The organism is Falsiroseomonas ponticola (assembly GCF_016805305.1).
GTDB lineage: Bacteria > Pseudomonadota > Alphaproteobacteria > Acetobacterales > Acetobacteraceae > Falsiroseomonas > Falsiroseomonas ponticola.
Genome location: NZ_JAERQN010000009.1, coordinates 293375 through 316173, shown reverse-complemented (window position 1 = coordinate 316173; position 22799 = coordinate 293375). Strand labels below are relative to the sequence as shown.

Here is a 22799-nt window from a genome sequence, read left to right as displayed (position 1 = left end):
TCGCCGCCCACTGCCGGTCCGACAGCCAGAACTCTCCCGCCATGACCCAAGCTCCGCTACCCAGCAGCTTGAATCACAGCCCGCCGCGCCGCGCCTAGAACTGATTGGGTTTGGAGCCTAGCGCGTCATCCGCCTTGACCTGCACCCGCTTCCCCGGCTGACTTCACGGTAACGGGACGGGGACGTTGGGGTCATGGTTGTCAGGACGGGCACGGCCATCGGCGACACGCTGACCGGCGGCGCGGGCGCGGATACGCTGCTGGGGCTGAACGGCGACGACACGCTGCTGGGCCTGGCGGGGGCGGACCGGCTGGATGGCGGGCCGGGTCGCGACCTGGTGCTGTTCGGATCGGCGCCCGTGATCCTCGACCTGACCGGCGGCGGGTCCCAGTTCCATGCCGCCGGTGACGTCTATCTGGACGTGGAGGCCTTCGCCTTCGGCCGCTCGGGGGACGAGGCGCGGGCCACCGGCGCCGCCTTCGCGGTGGATTTCCTGGGCAATGGCGGCGACGACACGCTGGAGGGCGGCGCCGCCGCGGATACGCTGCGCGGCGCGGCCGGGCAGGACAGCATCGCGGGTGGCCTCGGCGCGGACCTGATCGAGGGCGGGTCGGGCGCCGATTCCATGACGGGCGATGGCGGCGCCGATACCATCGCGGGCGGCGAGGGGAACGACGTCTTCCTCGGCCAGGCGGGGGATGACCTGCTGGATGGCGGCACCGGGAACGACCTGGTGCGCGGCGGCGCGGGTGGGGATACCGTGCGGGGCGGCGCGGGCGATGACCTGCTGTTCGGCGGCTTCACCGGCGTGCTGGGCAACGTGCTCTACTCCCTGGCCGGCGGGTTCGAGCCGGACGGCGATGCGGGTGCCTCCACCGTCGAGGGTGCCGACTTCGTGGATGGCGGTACCGGCAACGACATCATCATCGGCGGCGGGCTGGGCGATACGCTGCGCGGCGGCACCGGCACCGACATCATCATCGGCGGCACGCTGGACCATGACTCGGCCGGCGATGTGATCGAGGGCGGGAGCCAGACGGACCTGCTGATCGGCCTGGCGGGCAACGACACCATCCGCGGGGGAACCGAGGGCGACGTGCTGCTCGGCGACCTCGGCGGCAACCTGATCGACCAGTCGCTGCGGGACCTGGTGGGCGGCATCCTGCCCGACCTGCCGCTGCCGGACGGCCCCTTCACCGGCGACGACCTGCTGGATGGCGGCGCGGGCAGCGACCTGGTGCTGGCGGCGGGCGGCGCGGATACGCTGCTGGGCGGGACGGGCGACGACGCGCTGCTGGCGGGCAGCGGGGATGACAGCGTGGCCGGCGGCACCGGCAACGACCTGATGGTGGGGGAGGCGGGCGAGGACACGCTGAATGGCGGGGGCGGGGATGACCTGGTCCTCGGCGATTTCAGCATCGACAACCTGCTGGGCATGGCCCTCTCCCTCCTCACGCCGAGCTTCTCCTACGAGCCCGAGCCGGATGGCGACGACCTGCTGCTGGGCGGCACCGGCGATGACGTGATGCTGGGTGGCGGCGGGAAGGACACGATCCGCGGCGGCGCGGATGAGGATGCGCTGGCCGGCGGCGATGGCGACGACCGGGTGCAGGGGGAGGCCGGGGCCGACTGGCTGATCGGCGCCGGCGGCAACGACTCGCTCTGGGGCGGCGCCGGGGACGACGTGCTGGCCGGGGACATCACGGTCGATGACAGCATCGGCCTGGCCACGCTGGTCACCGACATGCTGGAGCAGGTGGTCGGCGGCCTGGCCGCGGATCTCGACCTGCTGGGGCTGCTGGAGACGGTGCTGGGGCCGCTCGGCTACGAACTCGCGGACCTCGCGGATCTGCTCGCGGATCTCGACCTCGACCTGGGCGACCTGGACCTCGACTTCGGGGATATCGATCTCGGGGATTTCGGCCTCGGGGGCATCGACCTCGGCTCCATCGATCTCAGCGACCTGGACCTGGCTGCCCTCGGCGACCTGGTCTTCGCCGCCCTGCCGCTGCTGATCGCCGGCTTCATCGCGGGCGAGGCGGGCGATGCCGGCGACGACCTGCTGCTGGGCGGCGGCGGGAACGACATGGCCTTCGGCGATGACGGCAATGACCGCGTCTTCGGCGAGGATGGCGACGACACGCTGACCGGGGGCGAGGGCACGGACCTGCTGGATGGCGGCCGGGACGATGACAGCCTCTCCGGCGGGGCGGCGCGGGACCGGCTGTTCGGCGGCGCCGGCGCGGATTGGCTGGACGGCGGGGAGGGGAATGACGTCCTCTCCGGCGATGACGGCGCGGATACGATCCTGGGCGGAGAGGGCCGGGACGCCATCCAGGGCGGCGATGGCGAGGACAGCATCGAGGGCGGGGACGGGTCGGACGACGTCTGGGGCGGCCTCGGCGCCGATACGCTGATCGGCGGCGCGGGCCATGACACGCTGGACCTCAACGCCTCAGAGGACCTCATCGACGAGGATGGCGGCCATGTCGATGGGGGCGCCGGCCATGACGACCTCTATGGCAGCGACGGCGCCGACACGCTGCTGGGCGGGGATGGCGACGATTATGCGGAGGCGCTGGACGGCGATGACCGCTTCGAGGGCGGGGAGGGAGATGACGAGGTCTGGGGCGGCGACGGCACCGATACGCTGATCGGCGGTGCGGGGCACGACACGCTCGACCTCAACCCCTTCGAGGATTTCGACGAGGATGGCGGCCGCGCCGAGGGTGGCGCCGGCGATGACGAACTCTATGGCAGCGACGGCAACGACACCCTGCTGGGTGGCGAGGACGACGACTATGTCGAGGCGCTCGACGGTGACGACAGCGTCGAGGGCGGGGAGGGTGACGACGAGCTCTGGGGCGGCGATGGCCGCGACACCATGCTGGGCGGGGCGGGGGCCGATACGCTCGACCTCAACTGCACCTGCGGGCCCGGCGTGATCGACGGGGATGGCGGCCTGCTGGATGGCGGCGCCGGCAACGACATCCTCTACGCCAGCGCCGGTGACGACACGCTGCTGGGCGGCGACGATGACGACCTGCTCTTCAGCTGGGGCGGCGAGGACAGCCTGGATGGCGGGGCCGGGGCCGACACGCTGGTGCTGGAGCGGTACGACACCGTCCTGGGCGGGGAGGGGGCGGACGTGTTCCGCTTCAACGAGGCGGGCGACGTCGCGGTGACGATCCTGGACTTCGACGCGGCGGTGGATCGGCTGCGCTTCAGCTTCGCCGGCGCCAATGCCAGCACGGTGAGCTACGACGCGGTCAATGGCGTCGTCACCTATGACGACGGAGCGGGCGCGCTGGTGATGGCGGAACTGCACAACGCGCCCACGCTGGCGGCCGACAACTTCATCTTCGGCTGAGGCTTCGCCGGCCCGCATCGCGCCCTGCGCGCGATGCGGGTGGAGGTGGCGTTTGCCTCTCCGCCATGGTTGAGCGCGGGCATCATACGCATCCCGGTATGCCACTCCGTCCTGCGGATAAGCGTGTTTTCCACAAGATAACGCTTGCGTGAGTGTCAAAAATTAATACTCTTTGACCGTATCGAAACGCCTGGATCGGATACGGCTATGGCCCTGCCCCTTCGCATCGCCTCCTACTGGCTCGGTGTCGTCCTCGGGACGCTGGCCTGGTTCCTGGCCATCGATGCGCTGGAGATGTGGCCGCTGCCCGTCCAGCTCGCCCTGGCCTCCATGGTGCCGATGGCCGGGCTGTGGTGGCACCTGGTGCTGTTCCAGGACCGGCTGAAGGCCATCAAGGCGGCCCGCCTGGCCAGCCGCACCCCCACCCCCGCGAAGACCACCGCGAAGGCGCCGGAGAAGACCGTGCCGGCGGAGGTACCGCCCCTGCCGGAGGCCGCGCTGCGGGAAGCGCTGCGGCAGGTGAGGGCGGAGGCCGCGGCCCTGGCCTGGGACGCGGCGCTGCAGCGCGAATTGCAGGTGCGCCTGGAATTCGATGCCGATTTCGCCCGCGCCGCGGCGCCGCTGGCGCCGTCCGAACAGGCAGTGCTGCTGCTCGCGGCCCGTGGCCCGGTGGTCCGCAAGCGGCTGGCCCTGGCGGCGGGGCTGTTGCAGCGCGACCGCGGGCTGCGGCCGGCGGAGGATCCGCTGCGGCAGCGCCTGCAGGACGGGCTTGCGATGCTGTCGCCCTCGGCCAGCGCCGAATTCGCCCTCGTGATGGCGACCGCCGCCGATCTCGACCCGGTGGAGGTGGCGGGCCGCCTGGCGGCGCGGGCGCGGGGCGAGGCGCCGGATGCGGTGACGGAGGCCGCCCTGTCCCTGCTGCGGGATGCCGCCGCCGCGCTGGACCAGGACCGGCGGCCGGGGGTGCGGGCGGCCATGGGCGCGCGGCTGGCGGCGGAGGGCCCGGTGCAGGCCCTGCTGCGCATCTACCTCTCCACCACCCAGGCGCCGGAAGCGGTGGCGCTGGCCGCGCTTGGCGCCACCGCGCCCACGCTGCGCTGGTCCATGCCGGGCGGCCGGGCCCGGGGCGTGGCCTGAAGGCGGCGTCTGTTCACCGTCTGTGCCAGTGGTCCGGCACCGTGTAGCGCGACAACAGCCATGATGTAGCGCTACTACATCACGGGGCGTGGCGGCGCCTGGTTGTAAATCCGGTTTACAGGATCGGGGTCAGGCCTCGCCGCGTTCCTGGCGCTTCACGGCCTGCCAGGCGGCTTCCATCGCCTCCAGCCCCGCATCGGCCGGGGCCTTGCCCTCCGCCGCCAGGGCCTTTTCCACCGCGTTGAAGCGGCGCTCGAACTTCGCATTGGCGTCGCGCAGGCAGGTCTCGGGGTCGAGGTCCAGCTTCCGCGCCAGGTTCACCAGCACGAAGAACAGGTCGCCGACCTCATCCGCCTGGCGAGCCTTGTCCATGGCGGGAAGCTCGGCGCGCAGCTCCGCCGCTTCCTCCTCCAGCTTGTCCAGCACGGCGCCGGGATCGGGCCAGTCGAAGCCGACGCGGGCGGCGCGGCGCGCCAGCTTCAGGCCGCGGGTCAGGGCGGGCAGGGTCGCCGGCACCCCGGCCAGGGTCCCGATCTCCGCCCGCGCGGCGCGCTCCGCTTCCTTCTGGACCTCCCAGGCGCTGTTCTGGGCGGCCACGTCGCGGGCCGCGGCTTCCCCGAAGACATGGGGGTGGCGGCGGATCATCTTGTCGGCGATCACCGTCGCGACCTCCGCGAAGCCGAAGCGACCGGCCTCGGACGCCATCTGGGCGTGGTAGACGACCTGGAACAGCAGGTCGCCCAGCTCATCCATCAGCTGGGGAAAATCCGGGCCGCGGGCGATGGCGTCCGCGACCTCATAGGCTTCCTCGATCGTGTAGGGCGCGATCGTCGCGAAATCCTGCGCCTGGTCCCAGGGGCAGCCATCCGGCGCGCGCAGCCGGGCCATGATGTCCAGCAGGCGGACCAGGGAAGCGGCGGCGTCGGCCATGGCGTCAGGCTCCGAACGGGGCAGGGGGCGCGCCTGCTCTCGCCCGGCGCCGCCCTGGGGGCAAGCCGCCATGTCGCGTGTTTCGTGCTGTTTCCCGGCGGTTTCAGGCCGATACCAGCGCCCCGCCCGATCCCGTAGCGTCCCCGCACCGAACCCGGAGGACACCGCCATGCGCCGCCTGCTCGCCGCCTTCCTGCTGGCCACCCCGTTGCTGGCACCGGGCGAGGCGCCCGCACAGGGTTTCCGCGCCATCAACACGGGCGGGCCGCAGGGCGCCTACCACAGCCTGTTCTGTCCCCCGGTCGCCGCCGCCCTGCAGCAGGCCTACTTCACCGGCTACGCCTGCACGCCGAGCCGCGGCACGGTGGAGAACATCGAGCGCAGCCTGGCGACCCCGCCCATGATCGGGTTCGCGCAGCTCGATGTCTTCGCGCTGGAGGCGAGCCGGCGGCCGGCCGAATTCGCCAACCTCGCGGTCATCCGCCAGGACATCGCCTGCGAGGGGCTGTGGATGGTCACGCGCAACGAATCCCTTAGCAATTATGGGGAGGTCCTGGCGCTCGCCCGGCGGATTCCTTTCATCCTGCCGGCCCAGGGATCGGGCGCCGCCGCCAGCTTCGCCTTCCTGATGCAGGGCGATCCCGAGGGGCTGGGCCGGGTGCCGCCCGCCAACATCCGCCACCTGGCCGATGCCACCGCCGTCATCAACGCGGTCGCCGCGGCCAATGACGGCGCCGTCGGCTTCTTCGTCCAGTTCGCGGACCCGCAGAACGCCAACATCCGGCTGATGGCGGAAAAGAACCTCCGCATCATCCCGGTGGTGAGCCGGGAGATCCTGCGCAGCCGGGTGGCCGAGCAGGCGGTCTATGAGGTCCGGACCTTCACCCTGGGCGGCGGTGGCATCTTCGCCCGGCCGCGGGAGCTGACGACGGCGTGCACGCCGGTCGCCGTCTTCGGCGGGACGCCGGAGGCCGTGGCCCGCTTCGGCAAGGGCGGCACGGCCGATGACCAGCGGGAACTGATCGAGCGCGTCCGCGCCGTGCCGGCCGCCAGGCTGCTGCCGCAGGAGGATCGCGTGGCGCGGCTGATCTCCGGCGCGCGGCGCCTCAGCGCCCAGGCGGCGGAGGAGATGGCGAATGCGGCGGATGCCGCCAAGCGCGCCGTGCAGTCGCGGATGGGGAATTGAGGGAAGGGCGCGGCGCCGGGGGACCGGCGCCGGAACGGTCCAGGCGGGAGGCCGAAGGCGCGGTTTCCACAGCCCTTATCCACCGATCCAATTGCCGCATAAGATATATTATGGAAAGAAAGGAGGCTGGGGACAAGCCGGTGGATGTGGGGAAATGCGGCGCGGGCCAGGCAGCGGCCGGGACCGCTCGAACAGGTCGTGAACTCAGGCGGCGAAGGGAATCTCGAGCACCAGGCCGTCATGCCCGGGCTCGATGCCCGGCGGCAGCGACGCCGCGAGCGCCGCGTGGTCCATGTCCGTGCCCATATGCGTCAGCACGGTGCGGCGCGGCTTCAGGCGGCGGGCCCAGTCGATCACCTGGTCCACATGGGCATGCACGGGATGCGGCCTGCGCTGGAAGCAGCCGACCACCCAGGTATCCAGCCCCTCCAGCGCCGCCAGGCTTTCCTCCGGCAGCGCGACCACGTCGGTGGAATAGGCGAAGTTGCCGATGCGGAAGCCCAGCGTTTCCATCACGCGATGGTCCTGGCGGAAGACGCGCACGGGCAGGCCGCCCATGGTCACCACCTCCCCCGGCGCGATCGCCTTGGGGGTCAGGGCCGGGCGGTAGAAGCCGGGCGGCGTGGGCGGGCGGAAGGCGTAGTCGAAGCGGACCTTCAGCATGGACAGCGTGGAATAGCTGCCGAAGGTGTCGATCGCGGCGCCGGTGATGCGGTTGACGATCCGGAGTTCATCGATGCCGAGGACATGGTCGGCATGGGAATGGGTGAAGGCCACCGCATCCAGCCGCGCCTGGCCGGCGGCCAGAAGCTGGTGCCGCAGGTCCGGCCCGGCATCAATCAGCAGCCGCTGGCCCGCCGGGCCTTCCACCAGCGCGGAGGTGCGGCTGCGCCGGTTCAGCGGGTTGGCCGGGTCGCAAACCCCCCAATCGCCGCGCCCATCCTTTCCCCCCAGCAGCGGCACGCCGCCGGACCCGCCACAGCCCAGCAGCGTGACGCGGAGCACTAGGCCGCCGCCCGCGGGAAGAGACGCCGGAAATTCGCCGTGGTGAGGTCCGCCAGCGCCGTCAGGCTCAGCCCCCGCACCTCCGCCAGCCTGGCCGCGGTATGGGCGACATAGGCGGGCTCGCAGCGCTTGCCCCGCATGGGCACGGGCGCGAGGTAGGGGCTGTCCGTCTCCACCAGCAGCCGGTCGGCCGGCACCTCCGCCGCCATCTCCCGGATCGCGTCCGATTTCGGGAAGGTCAGCATCCCGCTGAAGGAGATGTAGCCGCCGAGGCCGAGCGCCGTGCGCATGAGATCCGCGCCGGAGGAGAAGCAGTGCAGCAGGAAGGGGAAGGCCCCTGCCCCATGCTCCTCCGTCAGGATCGCCGCGATATCGGCATCGGCGTCCCGCGCATGCACCACCAGCGGCAGGCCGGAGGCGCGGGCGGCGGCGATATGCGCGCGGAAGCCCTGCTGCTGCACGGGCCGCGGTGACTTGTCGTAGAAATAGTCGAGCCCGGACTCGCCGAGGCCGATGATGCGGGGGTGGTCGGCTTCGCGCAGCAATTCCTCGACGGTCGGGACCGCACGCTCCCCGGCATTATGCGGGTGGATGCCGACCGTGCCCCAGACATGGGCGTGGCGCGTGGCGATGTCCCGCACCGCCTGTGCCTGCGCGCCGAGGCGGGTGCCGATGGTCACCATCTCCGCGATCCCGGCCGCGTGGGCGCGGGCCACGGCGGCATCCTGTTCCTCGCCCTGGAAGTGGTCGAGGTGGCAGTGGCTGTCGATCAGGTACATCTCAGGCGGCCGCCTCGACCTTCTTGAACAGCGGCTCCGGCACCGGCAGGGGTAGGCCGGCGGGCAGGGGGGTGGCGAGGTGGTCGAGCCCCCTCGCCTCCTCCGGCACGCCGAGCTGCGCGAGAAGCTTCGCCATGGTGTCGGGCATGAAGGGCTGCAGCACGGTGGCATAAACGCGCAGGGCATCGTGCAGCACACGGAGGACAACAGCCATACGTTCAGGGTCTGTCTTTTTAAGTGCCCAAGGCGCCTGAACTGTGATGTAGGCGTTCGCGTCTCTGACGGCTTGGAATACAGCTTCCAAAGCCAAGTGAAATGCCTGAACGTTGATGTGGTCGCCGACCTCGGTAGGCAGGCTGGCGGCGAACTCAACAATGGCGGAATCGGCTGCAGTCGTTACCGCTATAGCGGGCAGAATGCCGCCGCAGTTCCGCTGGATCAGCGATAGCGTGCGATTGGCCAGGTTGCCGAGCGCATTGGCGAGTTCGCCATTCAGCCGGTTCACCAACGCAGCGCGCGAGAAATCGCCGTCCTGCCCGAAGGGCACTTCGCGCAGCAGGAAGTAGCGCACGGGGTCCAGGCCGAATTCCTCCACCAGCCCGCGCGGGTCGATGGCGTTGCCGAGGCTCTTGCTGATCTTCTGCCCCTCGACCGTCCACCAGCCATGCGCGAAGACGCGCTTCGGCACCGGCAGGCCCGCCGCCATCAGGAAGGCCGGCCAGTAGATGGCGTGGAAGCGCAGGATGTCCTTGCCGACGATGTGCAGCTCCGCCGGCCACCACTTGGCGAAAGCCTCAGGATCATCGGGATAGCCGGCGGCGGTGATGTAGTTCGTCAGGGCATCGAGCCAGACATACATCACATGCGCCTCGTCCCCCGGCACCTTCACGCCCCAGGTGAAGGAGGTGCGGGAGATCGACAGGTCGCCGAGCCCGGACTTCACGAAGGCAATGACTTCGTTGCGGCGGCTGGCGGGCAGGATGAAGTCGGGGTTCGCCTCGTAATAGGCGAGCAGCCGGTCCTGCCACGCCGAGAGGCGGAAGAAGTAGCTGGGCTCCCTCACCCACTCCACCGGCGCGCCGGAGGGCGCGTATTTCACCCCGTCCCGCTCCGTCAGCTCATCCGGGCCGTAGAAGGCCTCGTCGCGCACGGCGTACCAGCCCTCGTAATGGCCGAGGTAGATCTCCCCGTTCGCGGCCAGCTTCTCCCACAGCACCTGGCAGGCGCGCTTGTGGCGGGGTTCCGTGGTGCGGATGAAGTCGGTGATGGAATAGCCCATGTCCTGCGACAGGGCGCGGAAGGTGCCGCTGACCTGGTCGGTGAAGGCCTGCGGGTCCATCCCCGCATCGGCGGCTGCCTTCTGGACCTTCTGGCCATGCTCATCGGTGCCGGTCAGGAAGAAGACCTCCTTCCCCTCCAGCCGCCGCCACCGCGCCAGGACATCGGCGGCGAGCGTGGAATAGGCGTGACCGATATGCGGCTTGTCGTTGACGTAGTAGATCGGCGTCGTGATGTAGCTGGTTGATGTCACGGTATTTCTTCCGGGTATCGGCCTCAGCGCTTCGGGGACAGCCAGCCCAGCGCCGTCAGCACCGCCTGCTTGCGGTCGAGGCTCAAGCCATCCGTCTCGGCTGCGAGCCGGCCGAGGCTATCCCACAGGGTCGACCACTCGGCAAGCGGACGCAAGGCGAGCCAGCCGGGCGGTGCCTGGCCGCGCGCGGCCTGCCGCACGGCGGCGGAGATCGCCTGGCGCAGCAGGGCCATGAAGGTGGCGAAGCTGCTGCCGTCCCGCTTCGCCGCGATGCCATCGGCCAGCGCATGCCAGCGGCGCCGGTCGCCGGCCGCCAAGCCGCTCAGCACATCCTCCACCATGGACTGGATCGCGAGCCCCTCGCCTTCCGCCAGCATCATCGCGCGGCCGGGCGAGCCCTGGGCGATCCGCGCCAGCGCGTCGCGCTCGGTCGGGTTGAGGTCGGGCTGGAGGCGCCTCAGCAGCGTCTCCATCGCCGCATCGGGCAGCGGCGAGAGGTCGAGGCGCCGCACCCGGCTCAGGATGGTCGGCAGCAGCCGGTCCGGCGCGGCCGTGGTCAGCATCAGCACGGAACGCGGCGGCGGTTCCTCGAGCGTCTTGAGCAGGGCGTTCGCGGCCTGGGGCTGCAGCAGCTCGGCGCCATCCACCAGCACGAAGCGCCAGCCGCCCTCGGCCGGCGTCATGGCCATGAAGCGGATGGCGGCGCGCGCGTCGTCCACGCGGATCACCTTCTTCACGCCGCCATCGCCGGTGTTGGGGCGCAGCGCGCGCAGGTCCGCATGGGCGCCGGCGGCGATGCGGCGGAAGGTCGGATGCTCCTCCGGCAGGTGCAGCGCGGCGGTGCCCGATGCGGGCTCCCGCTCCGCCATGCCCGCCATCAGCCAGCGCGCGAAGCGGTAGCCGAGGGTCGCCTTGCCGATGCCGGGCGGGCCGGCGGCCATCCAGGCATGGGGCAGGCGGCCGGAACGGGCCGCCTTCTCCAGCGTCGCGGCCGCGTGGTCATGGCCCAGCAGATCGGGGTTGGAGCGGACGGGAAGGTCCGGGTCCTCCTCCACCTCCACTGCCTTGGCGGCGCGCGGTGCGCGACTCATGGGCGGAGGCGTTCCGCGACCACCGCCGCGATGGCGGCCGTCACGGCCTCCACCGGCGCCGTAGCATCCACCACCGCGCAGCGATCGGGCTCGGCGCGCGCCAGGGCCAGGAAGCCGTCGCGCACCCGCGCATGGAAGGCGGCGTCCAGCCGTTCATACCGGTCCGCCGCCACGCCGCGCGCCATGGCGCGTTGCATGCCGATGGCTTCCGGCACGTCGAGGATCAGCGTCAGGTCCGGGCGCAGCCCCTCCAGCGCCAGGGCCGCCAGCGTGTCGAAGGTGGCGCGGGGCATGCCGAGGCCGTGCACCTGGTAGGCCAGCGTGCTGTCCGCGAAGCGGTCGCAGACCACCCAGATGCCGGCCTCCAGCGCCGGCCGGATCGTCTGCACCGCGTGTTCGCGGCGCCCGGCGAAGAGCAGCATGGCCTCCGCCACGGGATCCAACCCCTGCCCGCCCAGCAGCACCTGGCGGATTGCCTCCGCCCCCGGCGCGCCGCCGGGCTCCCGCGTCACCAGCACGGGCAGGCCGCAGGCGCAGAGATGGGCGGCCAGGCGGCGGGCCTGGGTGGACTTGCCCCCGCCCTCGCCGCCCTCGAAGGTGATGAATCGGCCGCGCGTGCTCATGCCGCGCGGTGTCGCGCCTTACGGCCCCCGGCTCAAGCCCTCAGCTGCCGAACCAGCGCCCGATCACCGCGGGAATGCGCGGGAAGAGGCCGAGCCGGTCCACATCCGCCCCCGCGATCAGCGGCACCGTCATCTCCGGCACCCCCTGCCCGCTGATCAGCAGTGTGCCGATCCCCTGGCCCTTGGTGACGGGGGCGGGCACCGGTGCGTCGAAGCGCACGCGGACCTGGAGGTTGCGGCGCCACTGCCGCGGCAGGGTCAGGACCAGGTCGCGGCCCGCCACCAGCGGCACGGTCGGGCGTTCGCCGAGATAGACGGGCACTTCCTCCACCGTGTCGGCGGCGCGGAACACCACGACGTTCTCGAACTCCCGGAAGGCCCATTCGAACAGGCGCTCGCTCTCCTCCGCCCGCTGGCGCATGGAGTTCAGCCCGTTCACCACCAGGATCAGCCGCCGGTTGCCGCGCATGGCGGAGGCGGTGAGGCCGTAGCCCGCTTCCTCCGTATGCCCGGTCTTCAGGCCATCCGCGCCGGCGACGCGGCCGAGCGCGGGGTTGCGGTTCTCCTGCGTGATCTCGTTCCAGCGGAAGCTGCGTTCGTTGTAGAAGCGGTAGTATTCCGGGAAGTCGGTGATGATGCGCCGCGCCAGCGTGGCCAGGTCGCGGCTCGTCATCCGGTGTTCCGGGTCGGGCCAGCCGGTGGCGTTGCGGAAGGTGCTGGACCGCAGGCCGATCCGCCGCCCCGTCTCGTTCATCAGCTCCGCGAACTGGGTCTCCGACCCGCTGATGCCTTCCGCCAGCACGATGCAGGCATCGTTGCCGGACTGCACGATGACGCCGCGGGCCAGGTTCTCCACGCTGACGGTCGTGCCGATCTGCACGAACATCTTGGACCCGCCCATCCGCCAGGCCCTTTCGCTGACCGGCAGCTGCTGGTCGAGCCGCAGCCGCCCCTGCTTCAGCAGGTCGAAGACGACATACATCGTCATCAGCTTGGACATGGAGGAGGGCGGCATGCGGTCATCCGCCGCCTTTTCCAGCAGCACCGCGCCGGTATCGAAATCGATGATCAGGGCGTGGCGCGCCACCGTGTCCACCGGGCCGAGCGGCGTGCTGGCGGGGGTGGAGGGCGGCGGCGCGGGCTGCCGCGGCGGGCGGGCGGGCTGCTGCGCGGGGCGCTGCTGCGCGGCCGCGTCCAGCGCGTGGAGCCCGGTGGCGAGGCCGGCGGCGGCCCCCATGATGTCTCGGCGGCGCATGGCGGCGCGTCTTTCCTGCTTCAGACTCGGGCCTGATGAAGACTCGGGACCTCAGTCCACGAGGATGCGGGCCTCCGATACCCCCGCGCGGAGGCTTCCCTCAAGCGCCCTGTCGGCCTCGGGCACGGAGTTGAAGGGGCCGAGACGCACGCGGAATGTCTGCCGCCCGCGCGGGCCCTGCGCCTCCACCACCGGCCGCAGCCCCGCGAGCCGCGCCGCCTGGCGGTCCGCCATGTCGCGGCGGGAGAAGGTGGCGCCTTCCACATACAGCCGGCCCGGCATGGCCGCGACGCGGGCGACGCGTTCCGGCAGCCGGTCCGGCGCGGTGCTCACCACCGCCTGTTCCGCGACGCCGGCGCGGCCATCCCCGGGCAGGCGCCGCGCTTCCCGCACCCGCGCGGCCTGGGTGGCGCCGGGCGGCGGGGCCAGGTCCTCCCGGCCCACCGAGGCGACGGGCGCGGCGGCGATCTGCAGCGCCGGCGCTTCCGTGTTGGGCAGCGCGGCGGAAAGGCCGCGGCTCTGCTCGGCCACCACCTCGACGCGCACCTGCGCCGTGCCGCCGTGGCGGATGCCCAGCAATTCGGCGGCGCGGCGCGACAGGTCGATCACCCGGCTGGGATTGGCCGGGCCACGGTCATTGACCCGGACCTGGGTCTGCAGGCCGTTCTCCAGGTTGGTGACGGTGACCACCGCCGGCATCTGCAGGGTGCGATGCGCGGCGACCATCGCCGTGGGGTCATGGATCTCGCCATTCGCCGTCCGGCGGCCCGCCCGCTGATCCGCGATCACCGCCGCCAAGCCGGTCTGGACCAGCGCGAAATCCTCCCGCGGGTAGGACCAGACGCCGCCCATCTGGTAGGGCTCCCCCACCACATAGCGGGGCTGCGCCGTGGGGCGCGGGGGCGTGGGCGCGCAGCCGGCGATCGCCAGCGCGGAAGCCAGGATCAGCCAGCGCATGGCTACGATCCCTTCATCCGGGCCTTCATCAGGCCACGCGGTCCGACAGCATGCCCACGGCCAGGGCGTAGAAGTTGGAGGGGTTGTAGCGCCGGATGACGTTGAAGTTGTGGTAGACCGCGAAGGCCTGCCCGCCCGCGCCGCCCGGCGTGATGATCGCCGCTTCCATGTCCAGCGCCGGCAGTGCCGAGCCATCCGGCCGCCGGACGCCCATGCGGACCCATTCGCGCAGGGGCTTGGTGTTCTCCCGCCGCGCCTCCTCGGGGTTGAAGCCGGCGGGCAGCACGACCTCCCTGCCCCATAGCTCCTCCTCCCGCCAGCCCGACCGCGCCAGGTAGTTGGCGATGGAGCCGAGGGCATCGGCGCGGTTGTCCCAGATGTCCCGCCGCCCATCGCCATCCATGTCCACGGCGAGGCGATCGAAGTTGCTCGGCATGAATTGCGGGTGGCCCATGGCGCCGGCCCAGCTGCCCTTCATCCGGTCCGGCGTGACATGGCCGGCATCGAGGATCTTGAGGGCGGCCAGCAATTCGTTGCGGAAATAGGCGGAGCGCCGCCCGTCCCAGGCCAGGGTCGCCAGGCTTTCCACCACGTTGAAATTGCCGGTGAAGCCGCCGTAGTTCGTCTCCAGCCCCCAGATCGCGACGACCACGCGGGGCGAGACCTTGAACCGCCCCTGCACCGCTTCCAGCGTGGCGCGGTTGTCCGCGAAGGCGCGGCGGCCGGCATCGATCCGCGTCTGGGACAGGCGCGCATCGCGGTACTGTTCCCAGGTCTGGGTGAATTCCGGCTGGCGCCGGTCCAGCTCCAGCACCCGGTCATTGGCGCGGATGCCGGTCAGGGCGCGGGAGAGGGTGGCGGCGGAAACGCCCTGCCGCCGCGCCTCGCTGCGCACCCCTTCCAGGAAGGCGTCGAAGCTCTGGGTGGCCGCGCTTGCGGAGGCCGGGGCCAGGATGGCGGCCGAGGCCGCGGAAAGGATGACTCGCCGTGTCGGGACCATGCGGCGCTGCTTGCCACAGCCAGCGCCGCCAGGGCAACGCACGGTTACGATGGGGCTAGCCGCGAGACGCGGCGGCCGCCATCTCCTCCGCCCGGTCCTGCAGGCGGCGGAACAGCGCGGGCGCGCCCTCATCCGAGAGGCGCCCGCCCTGCTTGCGGATGCGGCCATCGACGATCACCGTCTCGATGTCCCCGGCGCTGGCCTGCAGCAGCACCAGGCCCGCGGGGTCGCTCACCGGCGTCGTCAGGGGCTGGTCGGTGCGGACCAGGATGATGTCGGCCCGCTTGCCCGGCGTGATGCTGCCCGTGACGCGATCCAGCCCGAGGCCCCGCGCGCCGCCGATGGTGGCGAATTCCAGCATCTGCCGCGCCGTCACCGGCGGCGTCTGCGCCACGGTGCGGGTGGCCGCGATGGCGATCAGGTTCAGCCGATGCAGCTCCGCCGCCATGGCGACGCGGAGCTGCGGCAGCAGCCCGCCACCGACCATGGAGGGGATGTCCGTGCCGACCGAGACCCGCATGCCCGCCGCGGCCGCCTTGAAGAAGCTGGGATGGCCATGGCCCATCCGCAGCTCCACCTCGGGCGTCGAGGCCAGCATGACGCCCTTGTCGGCCGCCAGCTTGTACTCGTCATCCTCGTGGTTGTTGGCGTGGACGATCTGCAGCCGGTCGTTCAGCAGCCCCGCCGCATCCAGCTGCGCCAGCAGGCGCGGCTTGCGGTTGGCGTAGATGCTGGCGCCGGTGTGGATGGCGATGGGCACGCCGATCTCCGCCAGGCGGCGCATATCCACCAGCGCGGGCTCCAGCGGCGTGAAGTCCGGGCCCTGGAGGCAGGTCCAGAGCTGGATCAGCCCGTCGGACGCCGCCAGCCTGCCCGCCTTCAGTGCCTTGGCATGGTCCACCATGCGGCCATGGATGGCGGCCGCGTCGCCCCCCTGCGGGATGGGCGGGGCGGTATAGGCGAGGACCGCGCGGATGCCGGCGGCGTCCAGCCCCTCGATCGCCGCATCGGCGTGGTCGGGGCTCATCGTCTCCCGCGACCAGTCCATCACGGTGGTGACGCCGGATGCGATCTGTTCCAGCCCGCCCGCCTGGTCCGCCAGCTTCACATCGGCCGGCGTCATCCGGTTGGAATGGCGCAGCACGATGGTCTGGAAGTAGCCGACGAAGGAATGCTCGGTGGAGAGCCCCCGCTGCATGGTCTGGGCCAGGTGGATATGGCCGTTGACCATGCCCGGCATGGCGATGCGGCCCGCGCCGTCGATCACCTGCGCGCCCGCGGCCTCGATATTCGGGGCGACGGCGCGGATGGTGCCGCGCTCGATCAGGATGTCGCCCAGCGGCATGTCGCCCACCTGGCTGTCCATGGACAGCACATGGGCGCCGCGGATCAGGATGGGCCTGGCGGGGTCCGCCGCCGGCTGGGCCCGCGGCGCCGCCGGAACGGCCGAAAGAGTTGCGGCCCCGGCCGCCGCAGCGAAGATCGCGCGGCGACCGAGGCCGGTGGCATCGGATACGTCGTTCATTGTTTGGTAGGGCCCGTCTCTTCCCGCCGTGCCGCGTCGCGGCTCCGGTGCCATTCTGTTACCAAGCAACCGATTGCACGGTCAAGCGCGTAACGCGGCGTTTCGGCATTGGCGGTCGCGCCGCCCGGGCCCGGCCCGGCATCCTCCCCCCGCAACGACGGAGGACAGGGCGATGCGACAGCCCGGGATGCTGGTGCTGCTCTCGGCGGCGGATGGGGCCTTGTGGCAGCGGGATGCGGCGGTGCTGCGCCAGGCTGGCCATTTGGCCCTGGATGCCGCGGCCCTGGAAGCGGCGCTGACGGAGGGCGGCCCGGCCGCCCCGGTGGCGCGGCGCCTGGCGGAATCCTGCGATGCCGCGCTGCTGGGGGCGGCGCCCTCGCTGGCCGCCATCTTCCGGGGGCTCCGCCGGCCGGTCTACGCTTCCCCCTGGCAGTTGCCGGAAGCCGATCGCGCCCCACCCATGCCGCGCCGCCACCACGGCTGGATGCTGGAAGCCGCCCTCCGGTCGCTCGACCGCTGACCGGGGGCCACCATCACCGCCATGCGCGACTTCTCCTGGGACGACGCCAAGGTCTTCGCCGCCGTCGTGGAGGCCGGTTCCTGGCGCAAGGCCGCGGCAAAGCTCGGCCTCTCCACCGCCACCGCCAGCCGCCGGGTGGAAGCCTTCGAGGCCTGGGCCGGGGAGCCGCTGCTGGAGCGCCGGCCCGAAGGGCTGCGCCTGACCCGGCGCGGGGAGCGGATCGTGGCAGCGCTCGGCCAGATGGGCAGCGGGGCGGATGCCATCCGCCGCGCGGCCGCGGCGCGGGAGACGGAGGTGGTGCGCATCACCGCGACGGCCTCCATGGGCCTGGTGCTGGTGGACCACATGGCGGCGCTGGCCGCCGCCACGCCTGGCATCGTCATCTCCCTGCTGCCGTCCCGCGCCATCCTGTCGCTGGCCCGCCGCGAAGCGGAAATCGCCATCCGCATGCGGGACCCGCCGGAGGGCGGGCGCCTGGTGATGCGGCGCCTGGCGCGGGTGCGCGTCGCGCTCTACGCCGCGCGGTCCCTGCTGGCGGAGGGCGTGGCGCCGGACGTGACCGCCCTGCCCTATATCGGCCTCGCCCGTCCGCCCGCGCAGTCCCGCACCGTCGCCGCGCTGCAGGCGGTGGTGGGGGACCGCCCGCCGGTCGCGGTGCTGGACGATACACCCATCCGGCTGCGCGCCTGCCTGGCGGGCCTTGGCATGGCGGTGCTGCCCTGCGCGCCGGCGGATGCGACCGGCGCGCTGGTGCGCGTGGCGTCCTTCCCGCCGGAGACCGACGAGGATGCCTACCTGCTGATCCATGAGGACCTGGCCGATGTCGCGGCCATCCGCGCCGTGGCCGATGCCGTCGCCGCGCTGTTCCAGCGCCAGCGCCACGCGCTGATGGGCGCGGCTTGACAGGTGGCGGCGCCGCGGGCCCGATGCCCGCCAAGGCGGGAGGACCAGCGGGGATGAGGCATTTCATGACGGCAGCGATCATCGCGGGCGCGATGGCGTCCGAGGCCCTGGCGCAGCCCGCGCCGCGGCGCGACGAGTTCTACTGGCTGGGCCAGATCAACAAGGCCAGCATCGTCATCAACAGCGAGGAGGGGCTGCTCGACCCCGCCCTCGCCCCCCGGATCGCGCGCGGGCTGAACGCGGTGATCGAGGCCGGCGGCCGCCCCGGCGGCAGGCGCCCCAACCTGGTCATCACCTTCGAGCCCCTGCTGATCGAGGCCGCGGGCGTGGAGGCCACGCTGATCCATGCCGGCCGCTCCTCCCAGGACATGCTGACCACCGTGCGGTCCGCCATGCTGCGGGAGCAGCTGCTGCGCGTCTCGGCGGCGCTGCGCCAGGTGACGGCCACGATGCTGGACACGGCGGAGCGGCACCGCGACACCATCGTGCCCAACTACACCAACGGCGTCGCCGCCCAGCCCAACAGCTACGGCCACTACCTGCTGGGCCATGTCGCGGGGCTGGAGCGGGACATGCAGCGGCTGCGGGAAGCCTATGCGCGGCTCGACCTCTCCCCCATGGGCACCACCGTGCTGAACGGCACGAGCTGGCCGCTGAACCGGGACCGGATGGCGCGCTACCTCGGCTTCCCCGCCACGATCGACAATGCCTATGACGCCGCGCAGATCCTGGCGGCGGAGATCCCGGTGGAACTCGGCGCCGTCGCGACCGGCATCGCCATCCATGCCGGCGCCTACCTGGCCGATGTCATGACCCAATACGCGCAGCCCCGCCCCTGGCTGCTGCTGGCGGAGGGCGATGGCAACACCTACGTCTCCTCCGCCATGCCGCAGAAGCGGAACCCGGGCCTGCTGAACGATGTGCGCCGCCAGGCCAGCATGGTCGTGACGCTTGCAACCGGCCGCACCATCGCGGCCCACAACATCCCGCCCGGCATGAACGATGCGAAGAGCGTCGCCGACAACGTCGCCCTGACCGCCGCCACCACCCGCATGCTGGAACAATGGGACCGCGTGCTGCGCGCGCTCGTCCTCAACCCCGCCCGGGCGCTGGAGGAGCTGGACCTCGACTGGACCGCATCGCAGGAGGTGGCGGATGTGCTGATGCACCGGCACGGCCTGCCCTTCCGCGCCGGGCATCACTTCGCGAGCGTCATCGTCGATGTCGCCCGGTCCCGCGACTTCCGCCCCAGCACCTTCCCCTATGCCGAGGCGCAGCGAATCTACCGGGAGGTGCTGCATGAGATGGGGATGCCGGAATCCGACCTGCCGATGACGGAAGCCGCCTTCCGCGCCGCGCTGGACCCCGCCGCCATCATCCGCGCCCGCGCCACGCCGGGCGGGCCGCAGCCCGCGGAGATGACGCGCATGCTGGCGGCCGCGCGAGCGCGGCTGGCGGGGCATGGGGAATGGGCGACGGCGCAGCGCGGGCGGATCGACGCGGCGCTGGCGCAGCTGGATGCCGATTTCGCGCGGGTGCTGGCGCGGGCGAACTGAAGCGCCGCGGCGCGCGGCCGGGTCAGAACCGCGCGGTGAGCGCGAGCGACCCGAAGGACTGCGCGCCGCCGCGCTGGCCGTAGAATTCCTCGGTCCGCAGCACCTGGCTGTAGGCCAGGCGGAAGCCGCGCCAGTGCACGACGAAGCCGGCGGAGAGGTCGCCGACGAAGGGCCGCTTGTTCACCGAAGGCCCGTCATTCCGCCAGGTGTTGCCGTCCAGGAACACGTCGTGCAGCACCGCGCGGCCCTGGCCGCCGACAAAGCCGTACCAGCCGAATTCCTGCCGCGGCTGGAAGAAGGCGGAACCGACCAGCGCCGGGCGCATGCGCGGCGCGCCGTAATCGGCTTCCAGCCCATTGCCGATGCGCAGCGTGGCACCGGCGCCGGCATAGGTGCTGACGGTGCCGAGTGCCAGGGTCGCGGAAGGCAGCAGGTCCATCTCGATTCCGCCCAGGCGCAGCGCCGGGGTGCGGAAGGTGCGTTCGAACACGACGTTCAGCGCCGGCTCGTCCTTCAGCTGGCGGGACCAGCCATTGGCCGAATAGTCGCGGATCAGGTCGTGCACGTTGTTCTGCACGAATTCGCCGAGCGCCGAGGGCCCGACCACACCCGCCTGCAGTTCCAGCGTGGAGAGCGCGAAGCCCTCATCCCGCTGCAGCACCAGCGCGCCATAGAGGTGCCCGGCATAGGGCCGGTCCGTCGGGTCCGGGATGGGGGAGAGCGTGTCGCGCGGCGTGTAGATGGCGTGGCCGAACCCGAAGCCCCAGCGCACCTCCCCCGGGCCGAGCAGCGCATCGAGCTGGCCGTCCAGGAACCGCAGCAGGCCGGGCAGGTCCGTGGAGGGGGACCGCCAGGCCAGCTGCACGCCGCTGGTGTAGTAGCGGTCCGTGCCGGCCAGGGTGTCGTTCTCGTAGTTGAAGGTGAAGCTGCCGCGCGGGTCCGGCGCCGGCGCCGCCGGGGGAACCACCGCCACGGGCGGCATCTGCGCCAGGGCGGGCGAGGCCAGGAGAGGCAGGAGCAGCGGCAGGAAGCGCATGGCGGCAGGCAATCCGGTGGGGAGGAGCTACCGCCCCCGGATACCGCAACCCAGCCGCGCAGGCTGCCCCCGCCTCATCACCTTCCCGGGATCGCGCCGGCTCCCGCTAGGGCAGCGCGTCGTCGTCGCCTGGCGACCACAGGTAGTGCCCCGGCAGCGCCAGCGTGGTCATCGCCTCATGCGTCAGCGGGGTGGAAAGCTGGATCCCGCCATCCCGGTCGATCAGCGGCTCCAGCATCCGCACGGCGTAGCCGAGGCCGGCCAGGAAATCCCACATCTCCTCGAAGGCCGCGCGGCGGCGCGCGCCGAGGCGGGCGTGGTGGGCGGCGCTCCAGCGCGTGAGGATCCGCAGCTGGGGCGAGCCCGCGATCACCCGCTGCGCGCCGCGCAGCGCCAGCGGCTCCGCGCCGCCGAGGTCGAGGTGCAGCAGGTCGATTCGCGGCAGGGCCAGCCGGTCGGCGACGCGATCGATGGTGGTGGTGGTCGCGGTGAAGGGCACGGCGAGGCCGAACCCCTTGCCCCAGCGCCCTTCCGCATCCACCAGCCGCCCCACCGTGCCGGCGGACCAGCGGCCGTCCGGCGGCAGGCCGGGCTCCTCCGGGCCCTCCGCGGCTGGGCAGCGGGGCGGCAGGGTGGAAAGGCGCTGAGGGTCGAAGCGGCAGGCGATCTCCCGCCCGGCCTCGTCCGACAGGGCGCGGGCGAAGACCTCCGTATGGCCGTGGCTGCCGTTCCAGTGCAGGGACTTGAGGAGGAAGGGCAGCAGATGCGGGTTCGGCTCCACCGCCACCACGCGGCCCGCCGCGCCCACGCGACGCCCGGCGAGGCAGGCGAAGTAGCCGAAGCCGGCGCCGGCGTTGAGGCAGATGTCGCCCGGCCGCAGCAGAAGCTGCACCAGCCGCGTGGTCCAGGGTTCGTGCACCCCGTCGCGCACCACGCCGATGGCCATGTCCAGGTTGAAGGAGGGGACGACGACGAAGCCGCCCCAGGCGGTTTCCACCAGCACCTCATCCCCGCCGAGGGGTACGATGCGACGCGGCGGGACGGGTCGATCCTCGAAGCGGCGTGCGGCGGCGCGTTCGTCGAGCGTGCTCATGGCGGGTTCTCCTTCATCGCGGCGGCCGGACCCTGCCGGGCGGTGCGATGGGCTAGCGGGCGGCCTGCCCGCGCGGAGCCGGGGCGGTGGCGTTGGCGGGGCGCTTGGAGACGTCCCGCTTTCGCAACCTGGTATTATTTTTGGATCATCACTAAAGCGTGAGTCGTGAGCCCCGAAGGCTGGTCCACCCGCCGCGAAACCGGCCTTTCGGCTGCATCCCTGACGTTCATATTTGCGGTCAGGGCGCAACTCAAGGTAGATCATTTCCGAGGGCCGTCAACAACGGCCTGAGTCTGGCGCGAAAAAGCGACTTGAAGGGCACAGGATGTGTTCCAAAATTCGGCAATTGCCCGTGGGGCGCGATGGCTAGGCGCCCGGGCCGGCGTGGCGGGCGCGTGGCGGCGTGGCCGGCCTGCCGGATCCCCCCCTGCGCGGCGCGGCCAGGGCGTGGAACCCTTGCAACCACGCGGAGTCGTCGGGCGCGCGAGGCGGAGTCGCGGCGCCTGTCCGGCGCGTTCGGGGCGCCGGAGCGGTCGCCTCGTCCCCGACTGCTCGCGCCAGGGGTGTAATCGAATCAGATGTTTGACGCTCTGCGACGATTTACGGCAAACAGAGCGGATGAGTCCCAGCGGTGTCCACCGCCCGGAGGTTGGGATGGAACTCCACATCGAGCGCCTGACAGCCGCCTGCGGCTTGCGCCATTTCAGCTATCGGGCCTTCAGCGCGCCGGAGATCGTCATCGAGCGGCGCGAGGCGGCGCCCATGCCGGATGCCTTGGCGGAGGTGTTGCCGGAGGCCGACTCCGACACCGCGGAGCATCCCGTCCTCGCCACGCCGCCGGAAGCGCCGGTGGAACCGGCGCCGCCCGCGCCCATGCCGCCTGTTGTCCTGCCGCCGGTGGCGCCTGCCCTGCCGCTGCGTTCCCCGCCCATCCGCCTGGCGCAGCCGCCGGAGGATCAATCCCCGGCCGCGAGCCTTCCGCCCCGGCGCGCGCCGGTCACGCTGCCCCCGCCGGACGCGCCCCTCATCGCCGCGGTCGCGCGGCCGGCGCGGCCTGTCCCGACCGGCCGTCCGCCCGTGGTGCTGCCGGATCCCGACGCCTTCGACCCGATCATCGCCTTCCGCGGGCGGGAATCGCGCGCCCCCGCCGAACGCCGGGCCCCGCCGCCGGCGCCGCGGCGGGACGCCGCCCCGCGCCGCTTCGCCCTGCTGGATGAGATCGCCCCATCCGCTCCTCCCCCGCCCGGCGGGCCGGATCGCCGTGTTCCCCCGGCGCCCCCGCCCGGCCGACCCTGAAGCGAG

General features: G+C 72.0%; 19 protein-coding genes. 7 read left to right on the top strand and 12 right to left on the bottom strand.

The genetic code is table 11. From position 1 onward, the window contains the following. Positions 1-193: 193 nt before the first annotated feature. Positions 194-3370, top strand: coding sequence for a calcium-binding protein (locus JJI54_RS23880; RefSeq protein WP_203075863.1), 3177 nt, complete (start codon positions 194-196; stop codon positions 3368-3370). Between the two features lie 207 nt (positions 3371-3577). Further along, a complete protein-coding gene (locus JJI54_RS23875; protein WP_203075861.1) occupies positions 3578-4507 on the top strand; it encodes a hypothetical protein in 930 nt (309 codons plus the stop codon). 129 nt (positions 4508-4636) lie between these two features. On the opposite strand, the gene mazG is transcribed toward JJI54_RS23875, so the two are convergent. Then, complete coding sequence (gene mazG, locus JJI54_RS23870; RefSeq protein ID WP_203075859.1) at positions 4637-5437, bottom strand: nucleoside triphosphate pyrophosphohydrolase; 801 nt, start codon at positions 5435-5437, stop codon at positions 4637-4639. 169 nt (positions 5438-5606) lie between these two features. On the opposite strand from mazG, the gene JJI54_RS23865 reads away from it, so the two are divergent. Beyond that, on the top strand, positions 5607-6623 hold the full coding sequence (locus tag JJI54_RS23865) for a TAXI family TRAP transporter solute-binding subunit (protein WP_203075857.1): 1017 nt from the start codon (positions 5607-5609) through the stop codon (positions 6621-6623). Between the two features lie 204 nt (positions 6624-6827). Here JJI54_RS23865 and JJI54_RS23860 read toward each other — a convergent pair whose 3' ends face one another. The 9 genes from JJI54_RS23860 to JJI54_RS23820 are packed head-to-tail and all read right to left on the bottom strand — an operon-like array spanning position 6828 to position 16389. Then, entirely contained in the window at positions 6828-7628 is an 801-nt protein-coding gene (locus JJI54_RS23860) for an MBL fold metallo-hydrolase (protein ID WP_318987568.1), read from the bottom strand. Next, positions 7628-8407 carry a TatD family hydrolase gene (locus JJI54_RS23855; RefSeq protein WP_203075855.1) on the bottom strand — a complete coding sequence of 260 codons (780 nt, stop codon included), beginning with the start codon at positions 8405-8407 and terminating at the stop codon, positions 7628-7630. The genes JJI54_RS23860 and JJI54_RS23855 overlap by 1 nt, the downstream gene beginning before the upstream one ends. 1 nt (position 8408) lies before the next feature. Further along, on the bottom strand, positions 8409-9938 hold the full coding sequence (metG, locus tag JJI54_RS23850) for a methionine--tRNA ligase (RefSeq protein WP_203075854.1): 1530 nt from the start codon (positions 9936-9938) through the stop codon (positions 8409-8411). A gap of 23 nt (positions 9939-9961) precedes the next feature. Further along, a complete protein-coding gene (locus JJI54_RS23845; RefSeq protein WP_203075853.1) occupies positions 9962-11029 on the bottom strand; it encodes a DNA polymerase III subunit delta' in 1068 nt (355 codons plus the stop codon). Further along, complete coding sequence (tmk, locus tag JJI54_RS23840) at positions 11026-11652, bottom strand: dTMP kinase (protein ID WP_203075852.1); 627 nt, start codon at positions 11650-11652, stop codon at positions 11026-11028. Before tmk ends, JJI54_RS23845 begins: the two co-directional genes overlap by 4 nt. Before the next feature lie 40 nt (positions 11653-11692). Then, entirely contained in the window at positions 11693-12907 is a 1215-nt protein-coding gene (locus JJI54_RS23835) for a D-alanyl-D-alanine carboxypeptidase family protein (RefSeq protein ID WP_203075850.1), read from the bottom strand. Between the two features lie 51 nt (positions 12908-12958). Further along, complete coding sequence (locus tag JJI54_RS23830) at positions 12959-13864, bottom strand: septal ring lytic transglycosylase RlpA family protein (RefSeq protein WP_203075848.1); 906 nt, start codon at positions 13862-13864, stop codon at positions 12959-12961. A gap of 28 nt (positions 13865-13892) precedes the next feature. Further along, positions 13893-14864, bottom strand: a complete 972-nt coding sequence (locus JJI54_RS23825; RefSeq protein ID WP_203075846.1) for a lytic murein transglycosylase — start codon at positions 14862-14864, stop codon at positions 13893-13895. A gap of 55 nt (positions 14865-14919) precedes the next feature. Next, positions 14920-16389: an amidohydrolase family protein gene (locus tag JJI54_RS23820; RefSeq protein ID WP_203075844.1), complete on the bottom strand. Its 1470-nt coding sequence runs from the start codon at positions 16387-16389 to the stop codon at positions 14920-14922. 172 nt (positions 16390-16561) lie between these two features. Between JJI54_RS23820 and JJI54_RS23815 the strand changes: the two genes are divergently transcribed. The 3 genes from JJI54_RS23815 (at position 16562) to JJI54_RS23805 (ending at position 19368) form a co-directional block, all read left to right on the top strand. Then, a complete protein-coding gene (locus JJI54_RS23815) occupies positions 16562-16909 on the top strand; it encodes a hypothetical protein (protein ID WP_203075842.1) in 348 nt (115 codons plus the stop codon). A 21-nt stretch (positions 16910-16930) separates the two neighbouring features. Continuing rightward, positions 16931-17812 carry a LysR family transcriptional regulator gene (locus JJI54_RS23810; protein ID WP_203075841.1) on the top strand — a complete coding sequence of 294 codons (882 nt, stop codon included), beginning with the start codon at positions 16931-16933 and terminating at the stop codon, positions 17810-17812. Between the two features lie 65 nt (positions 17813-17877). Continuing rightward, positions 17878-19368 carry a lyase family protein gene (locus JJI54_RS23805; RefSeq protein ID WP_226382037.1) on the top strand — a complete coding sequence of 497 codons (1491 nt, stop codon included), beginning with the start codon at positions 17878-17880 and terminating at the stop codon, positions 19366-19368. A gap of 22 nt (positions 19369-19390) precedes the next feature. Here the strand turns inward: JJI54_RS23805 and JJI54_RS23800 are convergent, their stop codons facing one another. Both JJI54_RS23800 and JJI54_RS23795 read right to left on the bottom strand, forming a co-directional pair. Then, entirely contained in the window at positions 19391-20404 is a 1014-nt protein-coding gene (locus tag JJI54_RS23800) for a lipid A deacylase LpxR family protein (RefSeq protein WP_203075839.1), read from the bottom strand. Between the two features lie 106 nt (positions 20405-20510). Next, positions 20511-21497, bottom strand: coding sequence for an FkbM family methyltransferase (locus tag JJI54_RS23795; RefSeq protein WP_203075838.1), 987 nt, complete (start codon positions 21495-21497; stop codon positions 20511-20513). Between the two features lie 654 nt (positions 21498-22151). Here JJI54_RS23795 and JJI54_RS23790 point away from each other — a divergent pair. Next, positions 22152-22793 carry a hypothetical protein gene (locus JJI54_RS23790; protein ID WP_203075837.1) on the top strand — a complete coding sequence of 214 codons (642 nt, stop codon included), beginning with the start codon at positions 22152-22154 and terminating at the stop codon, positions 22791-22793. Positions 22794-22799 lie beyond the last annotated feature (6 nt).